The sequence below is a fragment of the Paucilactobacillus vaccinostercus DSM 20634 genome (assembly GCF_001436295.1).
Classification (GTDB): domain Bacteria; phylum Bacillota; class Bacilli; order Lactobacillales; family Lactobacillaceae; genus Paucilactobacillus; species Paucilactobacillus vaccinostercus.
In genome coordinates this window covers 100,851-126,884 of the sequence record NZ_AYYY01000025.1, presented here as the reverse complement: position 1 = coordinate 126,884, position 26,034 = coordinate 100,851, and the positions used below count along the sequence as shown (strand labels likewise).

Here is a 26,034-nt window from a genome sequence, read left to right as displayed (position 1 = left end):
AATTCAAATGAAGCAATCATTTGCGGTAATCGGACTAGGTCGTTTTGGACTAAGCTTGTGTCAATCACTGACTGCGTCTGGGCAAGACGTCCTCGCAGTTGATAACAATGAAGAGCTAGTTGAAAGTTATAAGGAAATTGTCACTCAGGCTGTCATTGCGGATGCCCAGGATGAAGAGGCAATGCGTGATCTCGATATTGGAAGTTTCGATCATGTCATTGTGGCCGTGGGACAAAATATTCAGGCGAGCATGTTAGCGACTTTGATTGTGAAAGAATTGGGTGCTAAGCATATCATTGCGAAGGCGGAAACAGCGATGCATGGCAAAGCACTCAGCAAAATTGGTGCTGATGAAGTGGTCTTCCCTGAACGAGATATGGGACAACGGTTGGCAAGACGGTTGTTAAGTCATAATATTTTGAATTTTTTGTCGATTAGTGATGAGTACACCTTGGCAGAAGTACAGGTACAAAATCCTAAGTTTAGTGGTAAAACGTTAGCGGAACTTGATTTTCGCCGGCATTATCGGTTAACGATTGTTGCGATTAAGCATGGTAAAAAGGTCATCATTTCACCCGGTGCCCACACGGTTATAGATCTTGGTGATACATTGTCGGTAGTTGGTGAAACGATGGATGTTGAATATCTTGATAAAAAACTATCGGAAGATTGAGATTTTTATTGAATGGGGTCAAATTGTGATTGACAATTAATTTTTTAGATGATAAAGTTAAATAGTTGTTTTGATCAACGATTTGATTTATGGAGGATTAGCTCAGTTGGGAGAGCGTCTGCCTTACAAGCAGAGGGTCACAGGTTCGAGCCCTGTATCCTCCATTGCCGTTTAGAACGGCGGTTAATTATTATTAAATATGCGGATGTGGCGGAACTGGCAGACGCGCTAGATTTAGGTTCTAGTATCTTTGTGATGTGGGGGTTCGAGTCCCTTCATCCGCACTATTTTTTTGCCGACTTAGCTCAGCTGGCAGAGCATCTGTCTTGTAAACAGGGGGTCGGAGGTTCGAATCCTCTAGTCGGCATCATACGACACTTTACAAGTCAATCAGGCTAGGAAGAACGTTTACACAACGTTATTCCTAGCCTTTTTTCATTTACCCACAAAAAAAGAACTATGATCATCATAGTTCCGTGACTGCTAGTTTTCTGATGGCTGGGGTGTTTGCGTTTCCGAGCCACCAATGGTTGAAATTGATGATGTTTCGGTCATCCGCCAGTAGACTACCAGTGAAATGAGACTGGCAAAAGCAACGTAGTAGAAGAACAGCGATTCAAAATGAACGGAACGCAGCCAAAGGGCAACGTATTCCACTGTTCCACCGAAAATCGCCACTGTGAGTCCATAAGGGAGGCCGACTCCGAGTGCCCGAATTTCCGTTGGAAAGAGTTCAGCTTTAACGATGGCATTGATTGAGGTGTACCCGGACACGATGACTACACCGAACAGCATCAGTAAGAACGCGTGCCATGGAGAGTTCGTTTTAGCGAGCAATGTGAAGATGGGGACGGTAAAAATGGTGCCACCAATTCCGAACCAGAGGAGGAGTGGTTTACGTCCAATTTTATCAGACAACATGCCAAAGAGCGGTTGAAGGATTAGCATAATGAGCAGGGCCGCAAAGTTAATGATGGCGACGACTTCTTTGTTGAGGCCTGTCGTATTGATCATGAATTTCTGCAGGTAGGTGGTGAAAGCATAGAAGCCAATCGTACCACCAAACGTTAACCCCACGACGGTGAAAAATTGTTTGGGGTATCTCATTAATAGTGTCAGTGTGCCGGCACGGCGATTCTTTTGTCGTTTGACGGTGTTAAATTGATCAGACTCTTCCATGGAAAGTCGCAGCCAAAGGACGATCAAGGCGCCAAATCCGCCAATGACAAATGGGATCCGCCAACCAAAGGCGAATAGTTGGGCGTTAGTGAGGACGTTTTGGAGGACGATTTGAACGAGCAGCGCCAGCAATTGACCGGAAATCAGGGTTACGTACTGGAAGGATGAATAGAATCCACGGCGACTGGGAGAGGCCATTTCGGAGAGATAAGTGGCCGAGGTACCGTATTCACCGCCCAATGATAGGCCTTGGAATAGGCGGGTGATCACCAAAATGAGGGGTGACCAGATCCCAATTGTGACAAAGCCGGGAGTCAGAGCAATCACGAACGACCCGGTGGCCATAATAATTACGGAAAGTGTCAGTGCACTTCTCCGACCGTGGCGATCAGCATAACGACCCATAATAAAGGAGCCAAGGGGCCGCATGAAAAAGCCAACGGCGAAAACAGCGGCTGTTGAAAGGAGCTCAGCAGTTTTATTTTCTGCCGGAAAGAAAGCAGCGGAGAAGTAGATTGCAAAGGACGCATAAACGTACCAATCGAACCATTCGATCATGTTTCCTAAAGAGCCTTTAAAGATATTTGCCGCAATTTGTTTTTCACTGCGGATAGCGTGTAATGCCATCGAACCACTCCAATCTGAATTAAAATACTGTTAGAAAAATTAAAATTGCATTAGAATCAATTTTACACGAGGATGTCAGGAGAAACAATTTTAGAAAACGAGTTAATTTTTGACTGAAACTATTAATAATTTGTTCCCAGTAGTAAATAACTTAAGATAACAATGTGAAACGGTTACATTACTTTTTCGTCAACTGTTAGTTGGTTGCTTTAAAAAAAGACTCGATTTTGAGAATAAATACGTACTTTCTCTAAAAAAGTATTGACGATACATAGGAAATAATGTAATATTATACAGGTCGGATGGTTATTGTTTGACAAACGGTTAATTTCATGCGGAAGTAGTTCAGTGGTAGAACATCACCTTGCCATGGTGGGGGTCGCGGGTTCGAATCCCGTCTTCCGCTTTTTTATTTTCTTATGCACCCATAGCGCAATTGGATAGAGTGTCTGACTACGAATCAGAAGGTTGTAGGTTCGACTCCTACTGGGTGCATCATCGGGAATTAGCTCAGCTTGGTAGAGCGCAGCGTTCGGGACGCTGAGGTCGCACGTTCGAATCGTGTATTCCCGATACGCTAATTCCTAAGCCGTCATTCAACGTTACAAACGTTGGAATGGCGGTTTTTTTGTGCTTTTGTGAAGCACGTGAATTGATTATTGGATTGGCGCTATGAATGCGGGTATCAATTATTGCTAAGAGCGGCAACTAAATACTAAGCAAGCTTCGGTACGTACTGAGATAAACAACTGCCAATACCAATACCAATTTGAATATGTTGATTGGATGATTTCGGTTTGGCTTTCTTTTTGCGTCCCACGTGTATAATGCTCGCTTGAATGTGGATCTTGTGACTGCGTGAACCAAGCGGTAGTTCACGGAATAAATTCTCATAGTATTGTCAAAAAATTGGTTTTTGACACCACTGTCATGAAAAATGCATATTTTACCAAATTTGCATAATTTAAACGATAAACTAGGTGACAGCTTCGTTAAATTTACTAAAATTAAATTTTTTTACGATACTAGACCAATTAATTTAACTAATATAAAACGTGCTTTACCTTGATAAATAAGGATAATTGATCAGGTAAATAAAAAAATAAACAATTCATCAGATCAATTATTTTTTACTAGTAAAGGGATTTAAAAAGCGTGTGTCCTCTCAAGTGTAATTATTCACGAAAATGGCATTTGCAAACAATTGAAATAATGGTAGAAAGAATATGCAAATAATGAAAAAGCAGTGTTCAATCAATTATTTGAATTCCGAAATTGTCTGTAACTATACCAACTGATGTGAAAATCAGGATGGCATGGACTTAAATATGAAACCGGTTGCACAAACGTGAAAAGTGATTATAATAATGCTTCGTTAGTAAGTTGTAGCGGAACTAACGTGAGGAGAGATTTTATGCAAACGCGACACTTGAGTATTTTCTTTATTTTTGTTTTTGGTGCGTTAGGTGGATTATTATTTGGATTTGATACTGGTATTATTTCCGGTGCATCATCGTTGATCGAAAGCGATTTTAGTCTGAACGTAGAACAAACTGGTTTTATTACGTCGTCGGTGTTGATTGGCTCGTCAATCGGTGCACTATCAATTGGCTCGCTATCAGATAAGTTCGGTCGTAAGCGTCTTTTATTATTTGCTTCAATTTTGTTTTTGATGGGTTCGGGATTGTCAATGACGGCAGCCGGTTTTGTATCAATGGTCGTGGCACGAATTATTCTTGGGTTTGCCGTAGGATCTGCATCAGCCTTAACGCCGGCGTACCTGGCTGAGTTGGCCGATGCCCCGCACCGTGGTTCATTAGGGACCATGTTTCAATTAATGATAACGCTTGGGATTTTGCTGGCGTATGTCTCTAATCTGGGATTTTTGCATCATAACCTACTCGGGATGCGTGACTGGCGCTGGATGCTTGGTTCGGCACTGATTCCTGCCGCTATTTTGTTTGTTGGATCATTAATTTTACCCGAGTCACCACGGTTTTTGGTGGAGAAAGGCAAGGTCAGTGAGGCCCATGATGTTCTAAGAGGGCTACGTGCCAACACGGACCAGGATCCAGACCAAGAATTGGCTGATATTCAGCAGGTTGCCAACCAACCGAAGGGCGGGCTAAAAGAACTGTTCACATTTGCGCGGCCCGCGGTTATCGTGGCAATTGGTTTGATGTTTTTGCAGCAATTAGTGGGAATTAATTCTGTAATCTATTTTTTGCCACAGGTGTTTATTAAGGGATTTGGATTTGCTGAAAGCAATGCTATTTGGATTTCAGTAGGTATTGGGATTGTTAACTTTGTCTGCACGATTTTAGCCTACCAGATCATGGATCGGTTCAATCGGCGTACGATTCTTCTATTCGGTTCGATCGTGATGGCACTGGCGATTGGGACACTGTCCGTTCTTAATTTTACGTTGAGTGTCCAATCTGCTGCTATACCCACGATGATTCTAATTGCTGTGTACATTTTCGGGTTTGCTGTATCATGGGGCCCCATTTGCTGGTTAATGATCGGCGAAATTTTCCCACTGAACGTCCGAGGTGTCGGTAATTCAATTGGGTCGGCGGCTAACTGGATTGGTAATTTCATTGTGTCACAGTTCTTTTTGGTTCTGTTGAGTATTTTTCACAATAACGTTGGTGGCCCGTTTGCCGTCTTTACCTTCTTTGCGATTGTTTCGATTTTCTTTGTTATTTACATGGTTCCTGAGACACGGGGAAAAACCCTCGAGCAAATTGAAATGGAAATGCGTAACAAGGAAGACGTGAAGCAGTAATACGTGAACTGAGAGAAACGCGCTATGTAGCTCCTTTTGTGTTCTGTGCTAATTGACTTAAATAGGATGTACGGTAACGACGTATTATGTTTCGCTAAAAAGAACTTTTCCTCTATTGATAAGTCTAGAGCGAAAGGACTTTTCTATCTGCTGTTTTCTTGATATCAAGGATTTAGCACATTATTGTTCAGAACATTTATTATCAACTAACTTTTGTAGGACTCGCATCGCGGGTCTTTTTGCTTCTAAAATGGAACCAAACAAATACGCCTGTTCTTCTGTAAGGAAGAGCGGGCGTATTTGTTTGCCGTGCAGCGAAGTTAATTTTTAAATGAATGGATGGGAGCTGGAATTCGACCGCCACGAGCGATGAATGCGGTTGGCTGACTTTCGCTAACCGCCATTACCGGTGCGTGCCCAAATAGGCCACCAAAGTTAATATCATCACCGACTTTTTTACCAGTTGCGGGGATGATTCGAATAGCGGTGGTTTTATTGTTAATCATCCCAATGGCCGCTTCATCAGCTAAGATACCGCTGATGGTCTGCGCGGTAGTATCACCGGGAACCGCGATCATATCGAGACCAACGGAACAAACGGCTGTCATGGCTTCCAGTTTTTCGATGCTAAGGCGGCCAGCTTGAACGGCCTTGATCATACCAGCATCTTCAGAAACGGGGATGAAAGCACCGGAGAGACCACCGACATGGCTACAGGCCATAATGCCACCCTTTTTGACCGCGTCATTAAGCATGGCTAGTGCGGCCGTTGTACCGGGGGCACCAACGCTATCCAGCCCAATTTCTTCGAGAATTTCGGCTACTGAGTCACCACGAGCAGGAGTTGGTGCGAGGGAGAGATCGACGATGCCAAAGGGGACATCTAACCGTTGGGAAGCAATTTGACCAACGAATTGGCCGACACGGGTAACTTTAAATGCGGTTTTCTTGATGGTTTCAGCAACGACATCAAAGGAAGCCCCTTTAACTTGTTCAAGGGCCCGTTTAACAACGCCGGGGCCACTAATGCCCATGTTAATCACGCAATCGGCTTCGCCAACACCGTGAAAGGCGCCAGCCATAAATGGGTTGTCTTCTACGGCATTACAAAAGGCCACCAGATTCATGCACTTTTGGGGATCGATTGCTGCAATTTGTTTGACGATTTGGCCGACTTCGGCCACGGCATCCATGTTAATACCGGAACGCGTTGAGCCAACGTTAATGGAACTGCAAACTCGGCTTGTCGCGTCTAATGCTTCTGGAATAGAGCTGATTAGGTTGCGATCGCCAGACTGATACCCCTTTTGAACCAGTGCGGAAAAGCCACCAATAATATCGATGCCTAAATCGGTGGCCGCTTTATCAAGTGTCTGTGCATACTTAACGTAGTTGGTAGTTTCACTAGCCGCCGCAATGAGGGCAATTGGAGTGACCGAAATTCGCTTATTGACGATCGGAACGCCATATTCCTTTTGAATATCTTCAGCGACTTGTACCAGATTTTGAGCCTTAGCTGTGATTTTATCGTAGATTCTCTGACAAGCACGATCGCTATTGCTATCGATGCAGTCGAGAAGTGAAATTCCCATGGTGATTGTACGAATATCGAGGTGTTCTTCTTCAATCATCTGGATGGTATCTTGAATTTGTCTCGTTTCCATGCGTTAACCCCTTAGATTTTTTGAATGGCGTCGAATAATTCTTGACGTTGAAGATGGATGGAAACACCGATTTGGTCTCCTAATTGATTGAGTGCTTTTTGGAGACTGTCGAATGAAGTTGTGTCTGCTGCGAATTCACCCATCAGCATCATTGTGAAACTGCCATGCATGAGGGTCTGGGACATATCGATGATATTAACGTGCAATTGAGCAAGTTCTTGACTAACGGCTGCAACAATGCCGACTTTATCGTTGCCGACGACGGTGATAATAACTTTCATGATGTAGGCTCCCTTATGTGAATTAGTACCATTATAAAGAAAAAATGACGAAGATAAACCATAAAATGAGAAAATGATTAAATTATCTTGAAATCGTTCTAAAGCGAACGACTTTCCCAGAAATTTGAATTTTTTTTGAATAAATTTACAATTTTTTATTGTGACTTAGTAAAATTTTAATGCACTGATATAACTTAGATAAATAATTATTGATACACGAAACTATTAAAAATATGTGACTAAATCCCGTTAAATCAAGTATTGACATTCACGGGGTGAACCGATAATGTAATAAACGGTTCACGGCATTAATCGAAATGTCAAACGAAGATTTTGAACTGAGAAAACGGAGGACAAAGAATGCTAAGTAATTTTGGGACTCCACGTATGCGTCGGATTGCGTATATTGTACTAGCTGTGCTGGTACCCGCAGTATTGTTAATAGCAATTTTTAACTTTATTCAATACGAACAACATGCTGCGACAAAGAACATTCCGGTTGCTGTGGTGAACAAAGATCAACCCGCAGAAAGTAATGGTCAACTGATTGATGTTGGTCAACAAGTGGTGAATACCTTAAAGAAGGATCACCAAGTTAAATGGGAATTTGTGAGTGAAAAAACGGCTAAGAAGCAACTTGCAGACGGGGATGCTTACTTAGAAATCGAACTACCGAAGAACTTTTCAGAGAATGCAACGACATTAATGGCAAAGAATCCGAAGGTTAGCTTGATTAAGCTTCATGAATCAAAACGGAATAACTTTTTATCTTCAATGGTGACCACAACGGTGGCAGACACCGTTCAATCACAAGTGAAGACCAAAGTACAAAAGGTTTATAGTCAGACCCTGTTGAGTAGTTTGAAGAAGCTTGGCAATGGGACTAAGCAAGCTGCCAGTGGGACACAACAGCTTGATGATGGGATGACGCAGTTGAAAGACGGTCAAACCGAAATTACCCGGAACTTAGATTTACTTTCGACTAATATGGTCACGTTTGAATCTGGTGCTAAGACGCTCAAAGATGGTGTTGATACGTATACCACTGGGGTAGATACATTAACAGCAGCGGATAAGCAACTGGCTGCTGGTCTGCATACTTTGCAGGAAAGCGCGGAACCATTGGTTAGTGGTACTGCACAGCTGGCAACTGGATCGAAGACGTTATCCAGTGGGGTTAAGCAGTATACTGATGGGGTTTCACAGTTAACTTCTGGTAATCAACAGATCTATGATGGCTTGGGGCAATTGAACAGCAAGACTGGTTCATTAGTCAGTGGGACGAAGCAATTGGCAGATGGATCGACACAGTTGTCTGATGGAATCAGTCAGTATACGACTGGTGTTAATTCAGTTAATACTGAATTTGCCAAGGTTCGTGCTGCAGTTGCTGCTAATGATAAGATCGTCAGCAGCATTGATAGTATGACGTCGACAATGCAAAAGGCGCAAACAGATACTGCTCAGTTGAAGTCGGACATGTCTAGTTTGCAAGATGGACTGAACACATTAACTGAACTAGCACCACTTTTGGATAAGATTAGTTCGGCTAAAACACAGATTAGCAGTCTTCAAGCACAGATGAAGCTTGCCAACATGATTGCGAAAACACCAACACAGATCGCAACTGATCAGGGTAATGTTACGAGTGCGCAGAGTGCCCTGCAAGCTGCTATTGCGAATGTTTCAGATCCTGATCAGAAAGCTGCTTTACAAAGCGCTGCGGCAGCTGAGACGAAAGCTACCACTACATTAGGTAGCGATGCTAAGAATACTGCCAATGCTTACAAGATGGTCAGTGATAAGTCAACTACTGCATTGGATGAATTTAGTACGGAACTCGGGAGTGCTAATTTAACCACTGCTGATGCCGAGGCGATGCTTAAAAAGGTACAAAACATTGAAACGGAAGCTAATTCATTATTTGATGAAACGGATCCACTGCTTTCATCGGATACTATTTCAAAATTGAACACCGTTTTGGCAAATTCAAAGGCCTTAACACCGGCCTTAAATCAATTGCAAGAACAAGGATTCGATAAATTAACCGACAGTAGTACGGTTTCTAAATTGACTTCTGGTGCTTCACAATTAGCTTCTGGTAATTCAGAGCTGGCTAATCAAGCACCAACTCTTGCAAGTGGTGTTAAGCAACTATTTGCTGGTAGTTCACAAGTAGTTGCCGGTGGTAATCAGTTGAATGCAAATACGAGTGCATTAGTTAGTGGCGCGGCACAACTTGCAACTGGGAACGCAACGCTTGCTGCTTCTGCTCCTGCTCTGATCTCTGGGGTGGCGCAACTTGTTTCTGGTGGCGACCAGATTGTTTCTGGTGGTAACCAATTGACGGGTGCTAGTTCACAACTTCGTAGTGGAACGAGTCAAATTTATGACGCCACGGTCACTGCGAAATCTGGTGCCGATCAATTAGCAAGTGGTTCTCATCAATTACTTGATGGAACGGATACAGCGGCAGATGGTGTTAGCACCTTGAATAAGGCCTTACAAGATGGTGCCGATCAAATCGGAACAATCCATGCTGGTTCAAGCAATGTTAACCATCTCGCAACGCCAATCAGCAATAAAGAAGAGGGGGCCACAAGCGAAAGCCTGAAGAACACATTTGCACCATTGATGTTGGCCCTAGTTCTCTTCTTAGGGGCTGTGGTGACCCAACTGGGACTCTTCACTCCAGAAAGACGGAAACGTCACACACTGTTTGAAGAACCACTTCTGGCAATTGGCTTAACGGCCGTTGCGCAAGCCGTGATTGCGGATGTCTTGTTGGCCGTTCTCGGTGTGAGCGTTGCTAGCTGGTTTGGGTTAACGTTCTTCTCGTTGATCGTTTCGGTTCTCTTTACCGCGATCTGCATGACGCTTTATCACATGTTTGGCCGTGTTGGTGTCTTGTTTGCGGTCTTGCTGGCGCTTCTCCAGATCATTATTACGGGACAGGTATTCCCTAACGCAATGCTCTCGAGCTTCTACCAAGGTATCGCAAGCATCTTACCAATGACGCATGCAATCCACGGTTTCGATGCATTGATTAATGGAACAAACTACAATGTCTTACTTGCCATTGCCTTCCTGTTACTCTTTACCGTAGTGCTCGCCGGAATCGCGTACCTGATTGATTTCCTTGTTGCAAAACGATTAACCGATAATGAAGAACCTGAAGAAAAATAAAGTAAACGTTCTTTGAAAAACAGTAGCCGTACTCGCTAAATTAGGGAGTACGGCTATTATTTTCCGGGATTGAGACAAATCTATTTGCATTTAGTGTTAGACTTTGTATAATATTAGTCAACATTAGTCAAAGAATGGGGAATCAATAATGGAAGGTCAAAATATTTCTGATGTCATTGAACGTTACTTAAAGACTATTTTGGCCGATTCAGAACATGTTGAAATCAGGCGCTCAGAGATTGCTAACTTATTCGACGTTGTCCCGTCACAAATCAACTACGTGATAAAGACTCGTTTTACGATTCAAAATGGATACATGGTTGAGAGTAAACGCGGCGGTGGCGGCTATATTCGCATTGAGAAAGTCAATTTACTTGATGATGTGAGTGTGTTAAATTCATTAATTAAAGTAATCGGCAATTCAATTAGTGAACGAGATGCCGTCTCAATTATTCAAACGTTGTATGATGAGGGGGTCGTGAGTCGTCGTGAAGCTGATTTGATGGTGGTGGCGATTGAAAAGTCCACCTATTCAATTAGTGATCGGCAACTCGAGAATGCGTTACGAGCCAACATTTTGATTTCGTTGTTGAATCGACTGCGTTACGAAAGTTAGAGAAAGAGGGGAATTGCGATGGATAACCTATTTACACCAAGTGCTAAAAACGTTTTGGTACTGGCACAGGAACAGGCAAAGTATTTTAAGCACCAAGCTGTGGGAACTGAACATCTGTTACTAGCATTGAGTATTGAACAAAACGGGATTGCTAATAAGGTGTTACAACAGTTTTCGATTACTGAAGATGATATCCGCGAAGAAATTGAGCGATTCACCGGTTATGGTACCTTAACAAATATTGATAAGGATACCTATCTCCCATACTCACCAAAGGCAAAGGAAATTTTGGCTGCGGCGGGGGATGAAGCCAAGCGTTTAGGGGCTGTTAAAATTGGCACCGAGCACTTGCTCCTTGCATTGTTAACCGACGATAGCATTCTATCTTCACGCATCCTATTAAACTTAAATGTCGATTTAAACCAAACACGTAAAAACGTGCTACGACGGTTAGGGGTTGCTGATACGACGAAACGTCATCAGAATAATCGGGCTAAGAACCCTCAACCACAGGGCACACCAACCTTGGATTCACTTGCACGTGATTTAACACAGAGTGCTCGGGAAGACAAGATGGATCCGGTCGTTGGTCGTGAACAAGAAGTTCGACGGGTGATCCAAATTTTGAGTCGCCGGACGAAAAACAACCCTGTCCTAATTGGGGAACCCGGAGTCGGGAAAACAGCTATTGCTGAAGGACTAGCACAACGGATCGTGGCTGGTAATGTGCCAGATGATTTAGCATCGAAGCGCATTATGATGCTTGATATGGGATCCCTAGTGGCTGGAACTAAGTATCGTGGTGAGTTTGAGGATCGTTTGAAAAAAGTGATCGATGAAATTTATCATGATGGGCACGTTATCCTATTCATCGATGAATTGCATACCCTCATTGGTGCTGGTGGTGCTGAAGGGGCGATCGATGCCTCCAACATTTTGAAGCCGGCATTGGCACGGGGTGAGCTCCAAACAATCGGGGCCACAACCCTTGATGAGTATCAAAAATATATTGAATCCGATGCTGCATTGGAGCGTCGTTTTGCAACCGTTCAGGTCGATGAACCCACAGAAGATGAAGCCGTCGCAATTTTAAAGGGGCTTCGTGGCCGCTATGAGGATCACCACAAGGCCGAAATTACGGACGAAGCGATTATTCAGGCCGTCAAACTATCATCACGTTATATTAGTGATCGATTCTTGCCTGACAAGGCGATCGATTTGATGGACGAGGCCGCAGCAAAGGTTCGGATCGATGCTGAGGACAAACCAAGCAAGAAGACGAAGCAAGTTGATAAGCTGGAACAATTGCGTCAGGATAAGGAAAAGGCCATTGAAGAACAGAACTTCGATTTGGCCGCTGAAATCCGACAGCAAGAATTGAAACTTAAAGAAAAAGTCGATCAACAGGCTGAAAAAGATAAAACTAATCGGCAATACGACTTACAGGTGAGTGAGGAAGACGTCGCCCAAGTTGTCGCAGAGTGGACGGGCATTCCGTTGACACAACTGCGTAAGACTGAAAGTGAACGACTGGTTAACCTAGAAAAGATTCTGCATGAACGCGTTATTGGTCAGGAAGAAGCAGTTTCCGCTGTGGCACGGGCTATTCGACGGGCGCGCAGCGGCTTGAAAGATCCTAATCGCCCAATTGGGTCATTCATGTTCCTTGGACCAACTGGGGTCGGAAAGACGGAACTGGCAAAGGCACTAGCAGAAGCCATGTTTGGTTCCGAGGACAACATGATTCGGGTGGATATGTCCGAATACATGGAGAAATATAGTACGAGTCGATTGATTGGTGCGGCCCCAGGCTATGTGGGCTACGATGAAGGAGGCCAACTGACCGAAAAAGTACGGCAACATCCGTACTCCGTGGTACTTCTTGATGAAGCTGAAAAAGCCCATCCAGACGTCTTCAACCTACTATTGCAAGTACTAGATGATGGTTATTTGACGGACGCTAAGGGCCGCAAGGTGGACTTTAGGAATACGATCTTAATTATGACATCTAACTTGGGTGCAACTGCACTACGGGATGAAAAGGAAGTCGGATTCGGCGCCAAGGATGTGCAAAGTGATTATCGGGCAATGGCCGGCGCGATCACAGAACAGTTGAAGATGCATTTCCGGCCAGAGTTCTTGAACCGGATCGATGAAACGATCATCTTCCATTCCCTTAAGAAGGATGAACTCCACCAGATTGTCAAACTGATGTCGCATGACCTAGTCAAGCGGGTGGCTGAACAAGCGATTACCCTTAAATTTACCTCGGCGGCGATTGACGTGGTTGCGAAGGCGGGCTTTGACCCTGAATATGGTGCACGGCCAATCCGTCGGGCCCTACAAACAGAAGTTGAAGACCGGTTGAGTGAAGCAATGCTTGGCGGCCAGATCAAGATTGGTGATACAGTCGTGGTCGGATCTACACGCGGAAAGATCAAAGTGAGCGTGCAAGATGATCAACACAACTCACGTTTAATAACAACTAACTAGTTAACTAGAAAAGCTCATTTTGAACCAGCTAAGGTTCAAAATGAGCTTTTTTGAAAAAATGGGGGACGATTGCTAATTTCTAGTTGTAAAATATAGGCTTTCAGCAGATAATTGTACTTGAAGCTCAACAAATTAAGATTTTTAGCTAGGATTGAGAGGAATGGCAATGAGACGCTCCGAGCAGTTGGAACAAACAAGAACGGCGATTTTAACGACCGCACGAAAATTATTTTTAAAGAATGGTTATCAAAATACCTCAACACGTGATATTGCGGGCGAAATCGGAATTACCCAACCGGCTTTGTATCACCACTTTAACGATAAAGAGGTGATTTTCTTAGAAGTCATTTCTGAAATTGGTAAGGAAGTTCGTAATAATGTCAATAAGACGCTTCGGAAGCAGAATTTAGATCCAGAGGAACGCTTATTTGAAATTACCAAGGTGCTCACCAAAATTCACCATAACAGCATTACGACACTAATTTACGAGAGTTACAAAGAACTGTCGTCAAGTGGAAAACGGAAGTTGGAAATGTTGTTTAAGATGAATTATTTGGCACCAATTGCAGAATATTTTAAGTTGCCAGAAGTGCCATTACGCGCGGAGATTCTACCGGATGAAGCAGCGGAGTTCTTTTTAGCGGACATTAACACGTTATTTGGCACGTTTAATAAGCTTGGAGGACACCAACTGTCCAATGATGACCGGGTTAAGTTAACCCTGCAGTTCTTCTTATATGGGATTGCGACCAAGTAAAAAATTAATTAAGAACGAACAAGCACAGCTATTGACTTATAGGAGCTGTGAGCATATAATGACGTCTGTATGTAGTTGCGAGTTCATTTGAGTCGTGTGATCTATTGTCCATACGATTCTTCATAAAAACCAAAGATAGCAGAGGCTATTTTTGGATTTTTTTTGCTCAAAATTGGGTTAAATTACAATTTGTAATCAAACTGTAACATTCAATTTGAGATGAACTTGTGGAATAAATTAGAGAGGTGAACAGCTTGGCCGGACATTTAGTTAAATACGGTAAACACCGTACCCGTCGTAGTTATTCGCGAATCAAAGAAGTTCTCGATTTGCCTAACTTGATTGAAATCCAATCAAACTCATATCAATGGTTCTTGGACGAAGGTCTGCGGGAAATGTTTGATGACATTATGCCGATTGATGACTTTCAAGGAAAGCTATCATTGGAGTTCGTCGATTATCAGTTATTAGAACCGAAATATACAGTAGATGAGGCACGTGAACACGATGCCAATTATTCTGCACCTTTGCATGTTACGTTACGTTTGACGAACCACGAAACTGGCGAAATTAAGTCTCAAGACGTCTTCTTTGGGGACTTCCCACTGATGACTGAGCAAGGAACGTTTATCATTAACGGGGCAGAACGGGTTATTGTTTCACAATTAGTTCGTTCACCAGGAATCTACTTTAATGAAGAACTCGATAAGAATGGACGCCCAAGTTACGGCGCAACGTTCATTCCAAACCGTGGTGCATGGTTGGAATATGAAACGGATGCTAAAAACATTGCCTATGTTCGGATTGATCGGACTCGTAAGATTCCATTGACTGAATTGGTACGTGCCTTAGGATTTGGTTCAGACGACGAAATCATCGATATGTTTGGCGGTAGCGAATCACTATCATTAACCTTGGACAAGGATGTTCATAAAAACAATGAAGATTCACGTGTCGAAGAATCATTGAAAGACATTTACGAACGACTTCGTCCAGGCGAACCAAAGACGGCCGACTCATCAAGAAGTTTATTGACGGCGCGTTTCTTTGATCCTAAGCGTTATGACATGGCCCCTGTTGGTCGTTATAAGACAAACAAGAAGCTAAACCTCAAGACCCGTTTGTTAAACCAAACGTTGGCTGAAACATTGGCTGATCCAGAAACTGGGGAAGTTGTTGCAGCTAAGGGCACCTTGATTACTAAAGAAGTTATGCGCGACTTGGAAACTTACCTTGATCGTGATGACTTCAAGATGATCACATATACACCATCTGACGAGGCTGTTGTGACAGCTCCCGTTGAATTACAAAAGATCATGGTTTACTCAAAGGTAGATCCAGAACGTGAAGTACCAATGATCGGTAACGGTCACATTGACTTGAAGTTGAAGCATATTCAACCAGCTGATATCTTGGCCTCAATGAACTACTTCTTCAACTTGCAAGAAGGAATTGGTAACACGGATGATATCGATCACTTGGGTAACCGTCGGATTCGTTCAGTTGGTGAATTATTACAAAACCAATTCCGAATTGGACTTTCACGGATGGAACGTGTGGTTCGTGAACGGATGTCAATCCAAGATAGTGCTACGGTGACACCACAACAGTTGATCAACATCCGGCCGGTTGTTGCTTCAATTAAGGAATTCTTTGGGTCATCACAACTATCACAATTCATGGATCAAACGAACCCACTGGGTGAATTGACCCACAAACGTCGTTTATCAGCCCTTGGACCTGGTGGTTTGACTCGTGATCGTGCCGGATATGAAGTTCGAGATGTTCACTATACCCACTATGGTCGGATGTGCCCAATTGAAACGCCGGAAGGTCCTAACATTGGTTTGATTAACAGTTTGTCAAGCTATGCACGGGTTAACCGGTATGGTTTCATCGAAACACCATACCGTCGTGTTTCATGGGAGACACATAAAGTTACTGATAAGATCGATTACCTAACTGCTGACGAAGAAGATAACTATGTTATTGCACAAGCTAACTCACCATTAAATGATGATGGCTCATTCGTTGACGAATCAGTTATGGCACGGTCACAATCAGAAAACATTGAAACTAGCATTCAAAACGTTGACTACATGGATGTTTCGCCTAAGCAAGTAGTTGCTGTCGCCACTGCATGTATTCCTTTCTTGGAAAACGATGATTCTAACCGTGCCTTGATGGGTGCCAACATGCAGCGTCAAGCCGTTCCTTTGCTGCGGCCTCACTCACCATTAGTTGGTACTGGTATCGAATATACGGCTGCCCATGACTCTGGTGTTGCTTTGATCTGTAAGCATGACGGAACTGTTGAATACGTCGATGCACGTGAAGTTCGTGTTCGTCGTGACAACGGAACGATCGATACTTACAAATTAATGAAATTCCGTCGGTCAAACGGTGGTAAGAACTATAACCAAACCCCAATCGTTAAACTTGGCGATCATGTTGATGCAAACGAAGTCTTGGCTGACGGTCCTGCAATGGAAAATGGAGAATTGGCACTTGGTCAAAACCCATTAGTTGCCTTCATGACATGGCAAGGATATAACTTCGAAGATGCCATCGGAATCAACGAACGGTTAGTTCGTGATGACGTTTATACTTCAATCCATATTGAATCATACGAATCAGAAGCGCGTGATACAAAACTGGGACCTGAAGAAATGACTCGCGAAATTCCTAACGTTGGTGAAGATGCCTTAAAAGACTTGGACGAAGACGGTATTATCCGTGTTGGTGCCGAAGTTGAAGATGGAGACATCTTAGTTGGTAAGGTAACGCCTAAAGGAGTTACTGAATTGTCAGCTGAAGAACGACTCTTGCATGCAATCTTTGGTGAAAAATCACGTGAAGTTCGTGATACATCACTTCGTGTTCCTCATGGTGGTGGCGGAATTATCCAAAACGTCCAAATTTTCACGCGTGAAAATGGCGACGAATTATCACCTGGTGTTAACATGATGGTTCGTGTCTTCATCGCTCAGAAGCGGAAGCTCCAAGTTGGTGATAAGATGGCCGGACGTCATGGTAACAAGGGGACTGTTTCCGTTGTTATCCCTGAAGAAGATATGCCTTACATGCCAGATGGTACGCCAATCGATATCATGCTGAGCCCCATGGGTGTGCCTTCACGGATGAACATCGGACAAGTTATTGAATTGCATTTGGGGATGGCCGCTCGTGAACTTGGTATTCACGTTGCAACACCTGTCTTCGATGGTGCAACTGATGATGACGTTTGGGATACAGTGCGTGAAGCTGGTCTTCCTTCAGATGGTAAGACTGTCTTATATGACGGCCGGACTGGTGAAGCCTTTGATAACCGAATTGCCGTTGGGGTGATGCACTACATGAAGTTGGCCCACATGGTTGACGATAAGATCCATGCCCGTTCAATTGGACCATACTCATTAGTTACCCAACAACCACTTGGTGGGAAAGCTCAATTTGGGGGCCAACGGTTTGGTGAAATGGAAGTTTGGGCTTTGGAAGCCTACGGTGCTGCTTACACATTGCAAGAAATCTTGACTTACAAGTCAGATGACGTTGTGGGTCGTGTTAAGACTTACGAAGCAATTGTGAAGGGTGAACCAATTCCAAAGCCAGGAGTTCCTGAATCATTCCGCGTGCTGGTAAAAGAATTACAAGCACTTGGTCTCGACATGAAAGTGTTGGATGGTCAGAAACAAGAAATCGAACTCCGTGATATGGATGACGATGGCGACGAAGTTGTGAATGTTGATGCCTTGAGTAAGTACGCTCAGGAACAACAAGCAAAGCAAGAAGCTGAGCAAAAACAACAAGAAGCCCCACAAGAAGAACCTCAACAAGATTAATTCGTTAGATGAGAAACACTAAGTTAAGGAGGATCATCCTTTGATTGATGTCAATAATTTTGAAAGCATGCAAATCGGTCTGGCATCTCCAGATAAGATCCGCAGCTGGTCATACGGTGAAGTAAAGAAGCCGGAAACGATCAACTACCGGACGCTTAAGCCAGAACGTGACGGCTTGTTTGATGAACGGATTTTTGGACCAACGAAAGATTGGGAATGTGCTTGTGGTAAGTACAAGCGGATCCGTTATAAGGGTGTTGTTTGTGATCGTTGTGGTGTCGAAGTAACTCGTTCTAAAGTTCGTCGTGAACGGATGGGTCACATCGAATTAGCCGCACCAGTTACCCACATCTGGTACTTTAAGGGTATTCCAAGCCGGATGGGCTTGGTTCTTGATATGAGCCCTCGGGCGTTGGAAGAAGTGATTTACTTTGCTTCTTACGTTGTTTTGGATGCGGGTGACACACCGCTTGAAAAGAAACAACTTTTGTCAGAACGTGAATACCGTGATAAGAAACTTGAATTTGGTAGCCGCTTTACGGCTGAAATGGGGGCAGAAGCAATTCAAAAATTGCTTGCCGAAGTTGATTTAGCTAAGGAAGCTGCTGAATTGAAGGAAGAATTGAAGGATGCTTCTGGCCAAAAGCGGACCCGTGCGGTACGTCGTTTGGACATCTTGGAAGCCTTCCTTAAGTCAGGAAACAAGCCAGAATGGATGGTTATGGACGTTGTGCCAGTTATGCCACCAGATCTGCGTCCAATGGTTCAACTTGAAGGTGGCCGTTTCGCCACTTCAGATTTGAATGATTTGTATCGTCGGGTAATCAACCGTAACAACCGTTTGAAACGATTGTTAGATTTGAATGCACCGGGAATCATCGTTCAAAACGAAAAACGGATGTTACAAGAAGCCGTAGATGCTTTGATTGATAATGGCCGTCGTGGCCGTCCGGTTGCTGGTCCTGGTAACCGTCCATTGAAGTCACTGTCTCACTTGTTAAAGGGTAAGCAAGGACGTTTCCGTCAAAACTTACTTGGTAAGCGTGTTGACTACTCTGGCCGTTCAGTTATCGATGTGGGGCCATCATTACGGATGAACCAAATGGGATTGCCAGTACCAATGGCAATGGAGCTTTTCAAGCCATTTATCATGAAGGAATTGGTTAAGCGGGACTTAGCTTCTAACATTAAGAACGCTAAGCGCAAGATTGATCGTAAAGATGATGATGTGTACGACGTATTGGAAGACGTTATTAAGGAACATCCAGTGTTACTTAACCGGGCCCCTACGTTGCACCGTTTGGGAATCCAAGCGTTTGAACCCGTGCTGGTTTCTGGTAAAGCCATGCGTGTGCATCCACTAGTATGTGAAGCCTATAACGCCGATTTCGATGGTGACCAAATGGCCATTCACGTACCGTTATCAGACGAAGCACAAGCTGAAGCACGGATCTTGATGTTGGCTGCTGGTCACATCTTGTCACCTCGTGATGGTCAACCAGTGGTTACCCCATCACAAGATATGGTTATCGGGAACTACTACCTGACCATTGAAGAAAGTGGTCGTGAAGGCGAAGGCATGATCTTCAAGGATATTGACGAAGCACGGACAGCTTACCAAAACAAGTATGTTCATTTACACACGCGTGTGGGTGTGTTGACCTCATCACTATCTAAGAAACCATTTACTCCTGCTCAACAGGGGAAGGTTTTGATCACGACCGTTGGTAAGTTAATCTTTAATGACATTTTGCCTGAAGATTTTAATTACCTCAACGAACCAACTAAAGCTAACTTAACAACTGGTGTTGACGACAAGTACATTCTTGCACCTGGTGAGGATTTGAAGGCGCGTCTTGCAGATATGCCTTTGATACCACCATTCAAGAAGGGCTTCTTGGCTGACATCATTGCCGAAGTTTACAAGCGTTACAAGGTAACCGCAACATCATTGTTATTGGACCGTATGAAGGACTTAGGTTACTACGAATCAACTATTTCTGGGCTAACCGTGGGGATTGCTGATATCACCGATTTGAAGGAAAAACCAGCAATCATTGCGGATGCGCATAAAGAAGTTGCAACGATTACTAAGCAGTTCCGTCGTGGTCTGATTACCGATGACGAACGATACGAGCGTGTCATTGGTGTGTGGAACGATGCAAAGGATGCCGTTCAACAGAAGCTGATTGAAGGAATGGATATTCATAACCCAATCAACATGATGTCTGACTCTGGTGCCCGTGGTAACATCTCTAACTTTACGCAATTGGCCGGAATGCGTGGTTTGATGGCCGCTCCTAACGGTAAAATCATGGAATTGCCAATTCTTTCAAACTTCCGCGAAGGTTTGAACGTTTTGGAAATGTTTATTTCGACCCATGGGGCTCGTAAAGGGATGACCGATACGGCCTTGAAGACTGCCAACTCAGGTTACTTAACTCGTCGTCTGGTTGACGTTGCGCAAGATGTGATTGTTCGTGAAAAAGACTGTGGAACTGATCGTGGTTTGGACATTACTGCCATTACTGATGGTAATGAAATGATCGAACCGTTGTACGACCGGATGATCGGCCGTTACACGATGAAGTCAGTTTACGATCCAGAGACTGGTGAAAAGATCATCGGCAAGAACGAAATGATCGACGAAGATATTGCAGATCGTATTGTTGATGCTGGCATTACGAAGGTTACGATTCGTTCAGCCTTTACTTGCAACACTAAGCATGGTGTCTGCGAACGTTGTTATGGACGTAACGCTGCCACTGGTGATCGTGTTGAAGCTGGTGAAGCTGTCGGAACGGTTGCCGCTCAATCAATCGGTGAACCAGGTACGCAATTAACGATGCGTAACTTCCATACCGGTGGTGTTGCCGGAAACGAAGATATTACCCAAGGGCTTCCTCGTATTCAAGAAATCGTGGAATCTCGGAACCCTAAAGGTAAAGCTGAGATTACTGAAGTTACTGGTGTCGTAGAATCTGTTGAAGAAAATCCAGCAGAACGGACGAAGGATATTACGATTAAGGGTGAAACCGATACTCGGACATATACTTTGCCGATCACTGCTCGTTTGAAGGTGGCCGAAGGTGACTTTATTCACCGTGGCGCTGCGCTGAACGAAGGATCAATTGATCCTAAGGAATTGATTCAAGTTCGCGATGTCTTATCAACTGAAACTTACTTGCTCGGTGAAGTTCAAAAAGTTTACCGTATGCAAGGGGTTGAAATCCTTGATAAGCACGTTGAAATCATGATTCGTCAAATGCTCCGGAAGGTTCGTGTCATGGATCCAGGTGATACTGACATCTTGCCAGGTGCATTGATGGATATTACTGATTTCCGTGATGAAAACTACAAGACGCTTGTTGCTGGTGGTATTCCAGCAACTGCACGTCCAGTGATCCTTGGGATTACGAAGGCCGCACTTGAAACCAATAGTTTCTTGTCAGCCGCATCATTCCAGGAAACAACTCGTGTCTTGACCGATGCCGCTATTCGTGGCAAGAATGACCCACTTGTTGGTTTGAAGGAAAATGTTATTATCGGTAAGATTATTCCTGCCGGTACTGGTATGGGTCAATACCGGAACATTAAGCCCAAGGAAGTTAGCGTTGCTAGCTCCAGTGGTGTCTACTCAATCAGCGATATTGAACAACAAATGAAGGAACAAGAACAAGATTAGTCTTGTGAAAATCCTAAAAGCGTCAAAGCTGCGATTACAGCTTTGACGCTTTTTTATGTTGTTAGATTAAACGAAGTGAAGATGAACAGTAAGAACCGCTACCAGGGCAAAGCAGAGAAATGGGAGGAAGGCAAACCGCTCCTTTTGATGGGTGATCAGTGCATAACTTAACGCGAGACTACTGCTGATGAATAAAATGACACTGACAGTATACAGGTCAAAGATCATAAGCAAAATGATCATGATCTCGACGTCTGCCAGTCCCAATTGTTGGCGAGTAAATAACATGAGGAGAATACTAGTAAGAATAATCAGCCCTAACCAGTAACTGAGCGTCATATAAGCTGGGTGAGGAAGCAGCCAGAATAGTGGGAGCAATCCTAAAAAACAAAGTGGATAAACAAAAGTGTAGTAGGCATCAAGCGTACTCAGCAAGATAAGTGTCAAAAAAATACAATCATAACCGAGCATGGGCCCAGCAGGGAAGGCAGCACACTGCAGGAACCACCAGCCACAGAGGCATTCATTGAGTGTTGAGATTGGATTAATTCGTGCATGACAATAATGGCAACGGCCGCGTTGAGATACAAAACCAATGATGGGGATCAGTTGCCACCATGCTAACTGGTGTTGGCAATTATCGCAGTGGGATCTAGGCACCGTAATGGAACGATGTTGTGGAATGCGAACCGCACAGAGTGTGGCAAAAGATGCCAAAATGGTCCCGATGATAAAGTAAAAGTAAGTCATTATGATCTCCTCCTGTAATGAAAATACGCGGGAACAGTTGGAAAACATTGATTTTATCTGGGATCAATCGTTGACACTTAATTGCGTGCGTGATATTCTATTAAAGGTGCTTTTCACAACGCAGTTATTCTGTCGCACGGCAGATTTTTGCTGTCGTCGACGGTAGCACGAATGTAAACACGATCTTTGTGTGATTTTTTTATATCATAAAAAGAACCACCTGGATGTGTGGACTTAAAAACAGGAAGGGGAAACAATTTCATGCCAACAATTAACCAATTGGTACGTAAGGGACGTAAGTCCTTGACATCAAAGTCAAAGTCACCAGCCTTGAACTTTGGTTACAACAGTTACAAAAAATCAGCAACTACTAACCCAGCACCTCAAAAACGAGGCGTTGCAACCCGTGTCGGAACTATGACACCAAAGAAGCCTAACTCTGCTTTGCGGAAGTATGCGCGTGTTCGTTTGTCAAACTTGATCGAAGTTACTGCCTATATTCCAGGTATCGGTCACAACTTACAAGAACATAGTGTTGTTTTGATCCGTGGGGGCCGTGTTAAGGATTTACCTGGGGTTCGTTATCATATCATCCGTGGTACTCTCGATACTGCCGGTGTTGAAGATCGTCGTCAAAGCCGTTCTAAGTACGGTACTAAAAAGCCAAAAGCTTAAAGAGAGGAGTAACTTAAATGCCACGTAAAGGACATGTACAAAAACCAGAAGTTTTGCCAGATCCAATGTACAATTCAAAGTTAGTTACAAGCTTGATCAACCACTTGATGATTGATGGTAAGCGTGGAACTGCTTCAAAGATTTTATATGCATCATTTGACCTTATCAAGGAAGAAACTGGTAACGATCCTGTTGAAGTATTCCAACAAGCTATGGAAAACGTTATGCCAGTACTTGAAGTTAAGGCTCGCCGTGTTGGTGGATCAAACTATCAAGTTCCGATCGAAGTTCGTCCAGATCGTCGTACGACACTTGGTCTTCGTTGGATCACTCAATTCTCACGTTCACGTGGGGAACATACAATGACTGAACGTCTTGCTCGCGAAATCATGGATGCTGCTAACAATACTGGTGCATCTGTTAAGAAGCGTGAAGATACACACAGAATGGCTGAAGCCAACCGTGCCTTCGCACATTACCGTTGGTAATCTGAGCTTTTTGCATGATTTGCCTGAAATAATAACCATCAAATGGTTAGTGGCTGTTATATGACATCTTAATTTCATATAGGAGCCACTTTTTCGGAATTAAGGAAAGTTTTACAACTCGGAAGGAGAAACACTTTTAAGATGGCTAATAAACGAGAATACTCACTTGAAAAAACTCGTAACATCGGAATTATGGCCCATATCGATGCCGGTAAGACAACTACAACTGAGCGTATCTTGTATTATACTGGTAAGATTCACAAAATTGGTGAAACCCATGATGGTGCTTCACAAATGGACTGGATGGAACAAGAACAAGAACGTGGGATCACGATCACTTCAGCCGCAACTACCGCTGCATGGAAGGATCACCGAATCAACATCATTGATACCCCAGGACACGTGGACTTCACTGTTGAAGTTGAACGTTCACTTCGTGTGTTAGATGGTGCCGTAGCGGTCTTAGATGCCCAAGCCGGTGTTGAACCACAAACTGAAACAGTTTGGCGTCAAGCATCCGACTATAGCGTTCCACGGATCGTGTTTGCTAACAAGATGGACAAGATGGGTGCTGACTTTGACTTCTCAGTATCAACAATCAAAGACCGTCTGCAAGCTAACGCTTTGCCAATCCAAATGCCAATTGGTGCCGAAGATGATTTCGAAGGTATCATTGACTTGGTTGAAATGAAAGCCGACATCTATGATGAAGACGAACTTGGTTCAGAATGGGATACTGTTGATATTCCTGACGAATACAAGGAAGAAGCACAGAAGCGTCGTGACGCAATGATCGAACAGCTTGCTGACTTTGATGATGACATCATGGAAAAATACCTGGGCGGAGAAGAAATCGCCGTTTCAGAAATCAAAGCTGCCATTCGTCGTGGTACTTTGAATCTTGAATTGTTCCCAGTTCTGGCTGGATCAGCATTCAAGAACAAGGGTGTTCAAATGATGTTGGATGCCGTTATCGATTACTTGCCATCACCACTGGACGTTAAGCCATACAACGCTACTGATCCAGATACTGGTGAAGAGATCGAATTGATTGCTGACGACGACGAACCATTTGCTGCCTTGGCCTTTAAGATCGCTACTGACCCATTCGTTGGTCGGTTGACATTCATCCGTGTGTACACTGGTACTTTGGAATCAGGTTCATACGTTATGAACACGACTAAGGGTAAGCGTGAACGTGTTGGTCGTTTGCTCCAAATGCATTCAAATCACCGTCAAGAAATCCCAGAAGTATTCTCAGGTGATATCGCTGCTGCGATTGGTTTGAAGAACACGACTACTGGTGATTCACTAACTGATCCAGATCGTCCACTTCAACTCGAATCAATGGAATTCCCAGACCCAGTTATCCAGGTTGCCGTTGAACCAAAATCAAAGGCTGACCAAGATAAGATGGATGTTGCTTTACAAAAGCTTGCTGAAGAAGATCCAACATTCAAGGCTGAAACAAACCCTGAAACTGGTGAAACATTGATTGCCGGAATGGGTGAATTGCACTTGGACATCATCATCGATCGTATGAAGCGTGAATTCAACGTTGAAGCAACCGTTGGTAATCCTCAAGTTTCATACCGTGAAGCCTTCACACAAAAGACTAGCGCACAAGGTAAGTTTGTTCGTCAATCTGGTGGTAAAGGTCAATATGGTGATGTTTGGATTGAATTCGAACCTAACGAAGAAGGTAAAGGATTTGAATTCGAAGATGCCATTGTCGGTGGGGTTGTTCCTCGTGAATACATTCCTTCAGTTGAACAAGGCTTGAAAGAATCATTGGAAAACGGTGTTCTTGCCGGTTATCCATTGGTTGACATCAAAGCTAAGTTATATGATGGTAGTTATCACGAAGTCGATTCTAGTGAAGCTGCCTTTAAGGTTGCCGCTTCATTAGCACTTCGTAATGCTGCCAAGACTGCTGGCCCAGTAATCCTTGAACCAATCATGAAGGTTGATATCGTGATCCCAGAAGAATACATGGGTGATATCATGGGACAAGTTACCGCACGTCGTGGTCGTATCGAAGGTATGGAAGACCGTGGAAACGCACAAATGGTTCACTCATTCGTGCCACTGTCAGAAATGTTTGGATATGCAACGACTCTTCGTTCTGCATCACAAGGCCGTGGTACATTTACTATGACTTTCGATCACTACGAAAAGGTACCAAAGTCAATCCAAGAAGAAATTATCAAGAAAAATGGCGGTTCAAATATCAAAGAATAGTTAGCTGCTAACGAAGCACCGTATCAAGACTTAGTCTTGGTATGGTGCTTTTTTTAGTTTTGAACAACAAAAGCGCGTACCACGCGGCG

General features: G+C 43.7%; 15 protein-coding genes and 6 tRNA genes. 17 read left to right on the top strand and 4 right to left on the bottom strand.

Annotation, left to right across the window (positions count from 1 at the left end):
- The first annotated feature begins 7 nt into the window (after nt 1-7).
- From FC26_RS05860 to FC26_RS05845, 4 genes are all read left to right on the top strand, one after another.
- Nucleotides 8-673 (top strand): potassium channel family protein, encoded by a 666-nt coding sequence (locus FC26_RS05860; RefSeq protein WP_057778682.1) that lies wholly within the window; start codon nt 8-10, stop codon nt 671-673.
- A gap of 91 nt (nt 674-764) precedes the next feature.
- Nucleotides 765-837, top strand: a tRNA-Val gene (locus FC26_RS05855).
- 37 nt (nt 838-874) lie between these two features.
- Nucleotides 875-957 (top strand) — tRNA-Leu (locus FC26_RS05850).
- A 10-nt stretch (nt 958-967) separates the two neighbouring features.
- Nucleotides 968-1,040: transfer RNA gene (locus FC26_RS05845), tRNA-Thr, on the top strand.
- A gap of 116 nt (nt 1,041-1,156) precedes the next feature.
- Here the strand turns inward: FC26_RS05845 and FC26_RS05840 are convergent.
- The gene (locus tag FC26_RS05840) at nt 1,157-2,464 is read right to left on the bottom strand and encodes an MFS transporter (RefSeq protein ID WP_191978882.1); all 1,308 of its coding nucleotides are present in this window, start codon (nt 2,462-2,464) and stop codon (nt 1,157-1,159) included.
- A gap of 349 nt (nt 2,465-2,813) precedes the next feature.
- On the opposite strand from FC26_RS05840, the gene FC26_RS05835 reads away from it, so the two are divergent.
- The 4 genes from FC26_RS05835 (at nt 2,814) to FC26_RS05820 (ending at nt 5,267) form a co-directional block, all read left to right on the top strand.
- Nucleotides 2,814-2,885 (top strand) — tRNA-Gly (locus FC26_RS05835).
- A 15-nt stretch (nt 2,886-2,900) separates the two neighbouring features.
- A tRNA-Arg gene (locus tag FC26_RS05830) sits at nt 2,901-2,974 on the top strand.
- A 4-nt stretch (nt 2,975-2,978) separates the two neighbouring features.
- A tRNA-Pro gene (locus FC26_RS05825) sits at nt 2,979-3,052 on the top strand.
- 841 nt (nt 3,053-3,893) lie between these two features.
- Nucleotides 3,894-5,267: a sugar porter family MFS transporter gene (locus tag FC26_RS05820; RefSeq protein ID WP_057778678.1), complete on the top strand. Its 1,374-nt coding sequence runs from the start codon at nt 3,894-3,896 to the stop codon at nt 5,265-5,267.
- A gap of 320 nt (nt 5,268-5,587) precedes the next feature.
- Here the strand turns inward: FC26_RS05820 and FC26_RS05815 are convergent, their stop codons facing one another.
- A complete protein-coding gene (locus tag FC26_RS05815) occupies nt 5,588-6,931 on the bottom strand; it encodes a PFL family protein (RefSeq protein ID WP_057778676.1) in 1,344 nt (447 codons plus the stop codon).
- A gap of 11 nt (nt 6,932-6,942) precedes the next feature.
- Nucleotides 6,943-7,212, bottom strand: a complete 270-nt coding sequence (locus FC26_RS05810; protein WP_057778674.1) for an ACT domain-containing protein — start codon at nt 7,210-7,212, stop codon at nt 6,943-6,945.
- Nucleotides 7,213-7,572: 360 nt separating this feature from the next.
- On the opposite strand from FC26_RS05810, the gene FC26_RS05805 reads away from it, so the two are divergent.
- The 6 genes from FC26_RS05805 (at nt 7,573) to rpoC (ending at nt 21,791) form a co-directional block, all read left to right on the top strand.
- The gene (locus FC26_RS05805) at nt 7,573-10,398 is read left to right on the top strand and encodes a YhgE/Pip domain-containing protein (protein ID WP_057778672.1); all 2,826 of its coding nucleotides are present in this window, start codon (nt 7,573-7,575) and stop codon (nt 10,396-10,398) included.
- Nucleotides 10,399-10,546: 148 nt separating this feature from the next.
- Nucleotides 10,547-11,014, top strand: coding sequence for a CtsR family transcriptional regulator (locus FC26_RS05800; protein WP_057778670.1), 468 nt, complete (start codon nt 10,547-10,549; stop codon nt 11,012-11,014).
- Between the two features lie 18 nt (nt 11,015-11,032).
- Nucleotides 11,033-13,507, top strand: coding sequence for an ATP-dependent Clp protease ATP-binding subunit (locus tag FC26_RS05795; protein WP_057778668.1), 2,475 nt, complete (start codon nt 11,033-11,035; stop codon nt 13,505-13,507).
- A gap of 166 nt (nt 13,508-13,673) precedes the next feature.
- Nucleotides 13,674-14,264, top strand: coding sequence for a TetR/AcrR family transcriptional regulator (locus FC26_RS05790; RefSeq protein WP_057779082.1), 591 nt, complete (start codon nt 13,674-13,676; stop codon nt 14,262-14,264).
- A gap of 245 nt (nt 14,265-14,509) precedes the next feature.
- Nucleotides 14,510-18,106, top strand: coding sequence for a DNA-directed RNA polymerase subunit beta (rpoB, locus tag FC26_RS05785; RefSeq protein ID WP_057778666.1), 3,597 nt, complete (start codon nt 14,510-14,512; stop codon nt 18,104-18,106).
- Nucleotides 18,107-18,146: 40 nt separating this feature from the next.
- On the top strand, nt 18,147-21,791 hold the full coding sequence (gene rpoC / locus FC26_RS05780; RefSeq protein WP_057778663.1) for a DNA-directed RNA polymerase subunit beta': 3,645 nt from the start codon (nt 18,147-18,149) through the stop codon (nt 21,789-21,791).
- A 66-nt stretch (nt 21,792-21,857) separates the two neighbouring features.
- Here the strand turns inward: rpoC and FC26_RS05775 are convergent, their stop codons facing one another.
- The gene (locus FC26_RS05775) at nt 21,858-22,541 is read right to left on the bottom strand and encodes a prepilin peptidase (RefSeq protein ID WP_057778661.1); all 684 of its coding nucleotides are present in this window, start codon (nt 22,539-22,541) and stop codon (nt 21,858-21,860) included.
- A gap of 261 nt (nt 22,542-22,802) precedes the next feature.
- On the opposite strand from FC26_RS05775, the gene rpsL reads away from it, so the two are divergent.
- From rpsL to fusA, 3 genes are all read left to right on the top strand, one after another.
- Entirely contained in the window at nt 22,803-23,216 is a 414-nt protein-coding gene (gene rpsL / locus FC26_RS05770; RefSeq protein WP_057778659.1) for a 30S ribosomal protein S12, read from the top strand.
- Nucleotides 23,217-23,233: 17 nt separating this feature from the next.
- Nucleotides 23,234-23,704: a 30S ribosomal protein S7 gene (gene rpsG, locus FC26_RS05765; protein ID WP_057778657.1), complete on the top strand. Its 471-nt coding sequence runs from the start codon at nt 23,234-23,236 to the stop codon at nt 23,702-23,704.
- A gap of 141 nt (nt 23,705-23,845) precedes the next feature.
- Nucleotides 23,846-25,945 carry an elongation factor G gene (gene fusA / locus FC26_RS05760; protein ID WP_057778655.1) on the top strand — a complete coding sequence of 700 codons (2,100 nt, stop codon included), beginning with the start codon at nt 23,846-23,848 and terminating at the stop codon, nt 25,943-25,945.
- Nucleotides 25,946-26,034: the final 89 nt, after the last annotated feature.

Coding starts and splice junctions, on each gene's coding strand:
- FC26_RS05805 (WP_057778672.1), top strand. CDS start 7,573: ATGCTAAGTAATTTTGGGACTCCACGTATGCGTCGGATTGCGTATATT.
- FC26_RS05820 (WP_057778678.1), top strand. CDS start 3,894: ATGCAAACGCGACACTTGAGTATTTTCTTTATTTTTGTTTTTGGTGCG.
- FC26_RS05795 (WP_057778668.1), top strand. CDS start 11,033: ATGGATAACCTATTTACACCAAGTGCTAAAAACGTTTTGGTACTGGCA.
- rpsL (WP_057778659.1), top strand. CDS start 22,803: ATGCCAACAATTAACCAATTGGTACGTAAGGGACGTAAGTCCTTGACA.
- FC26_RS05860 (WP_057778682.1), top strand. CDS start 8: ATGAAGCAATCATTTGCGGTAATCGGACTAGGTCGTTTTGGACTAAGC.
- FC26_RS05775 (WP_057778661.1), bottom strand. CDS start 22,541: ATGACTTACTTTTACTTTATCATCGGGACCATTTTGGCATCTTTTGCC.
- fusA (WP_057778655.1), top strand. CDS start 23,846: ATGGCTAATAAACGAGAATACTCACTTGAAAAAACTCGTAACATCGGA.
- FC26_RS05790 (WP_057779082.1), top strand. CDS start 13,674: ATGAGACGCTCCGAGCAGTTGGAACAAACAAGAACGGCGATTTTAACG.
- FC26_RS05815 (WP_057778676.1), bottom strand. CDS start 6,931: ATGGAAACGAGACAAATTCAAGATACCATCCAGATGATTGAAGAAGAA.
- rpsG (WP_057778657.1), top strand. CDS start 23,234: ATGCCACGTAAAGGACATGTACAAAAACCAGAAGTTTTGCCAGATCCA.
- FC26_RS05810 (WP_057778674.1), bottom strand. CDS start 7,212: ATGAAAGTTATTATCACCGTCGTCGGCAACGATAAAGTCGGCATTGTT.
- FC26_RS05800 (WP_057778670.1), top strand. CDS start 10,547: ATGGAAGGTCAAAATATTTCTGATGTCATTGAACGTTACTTAAAGACT.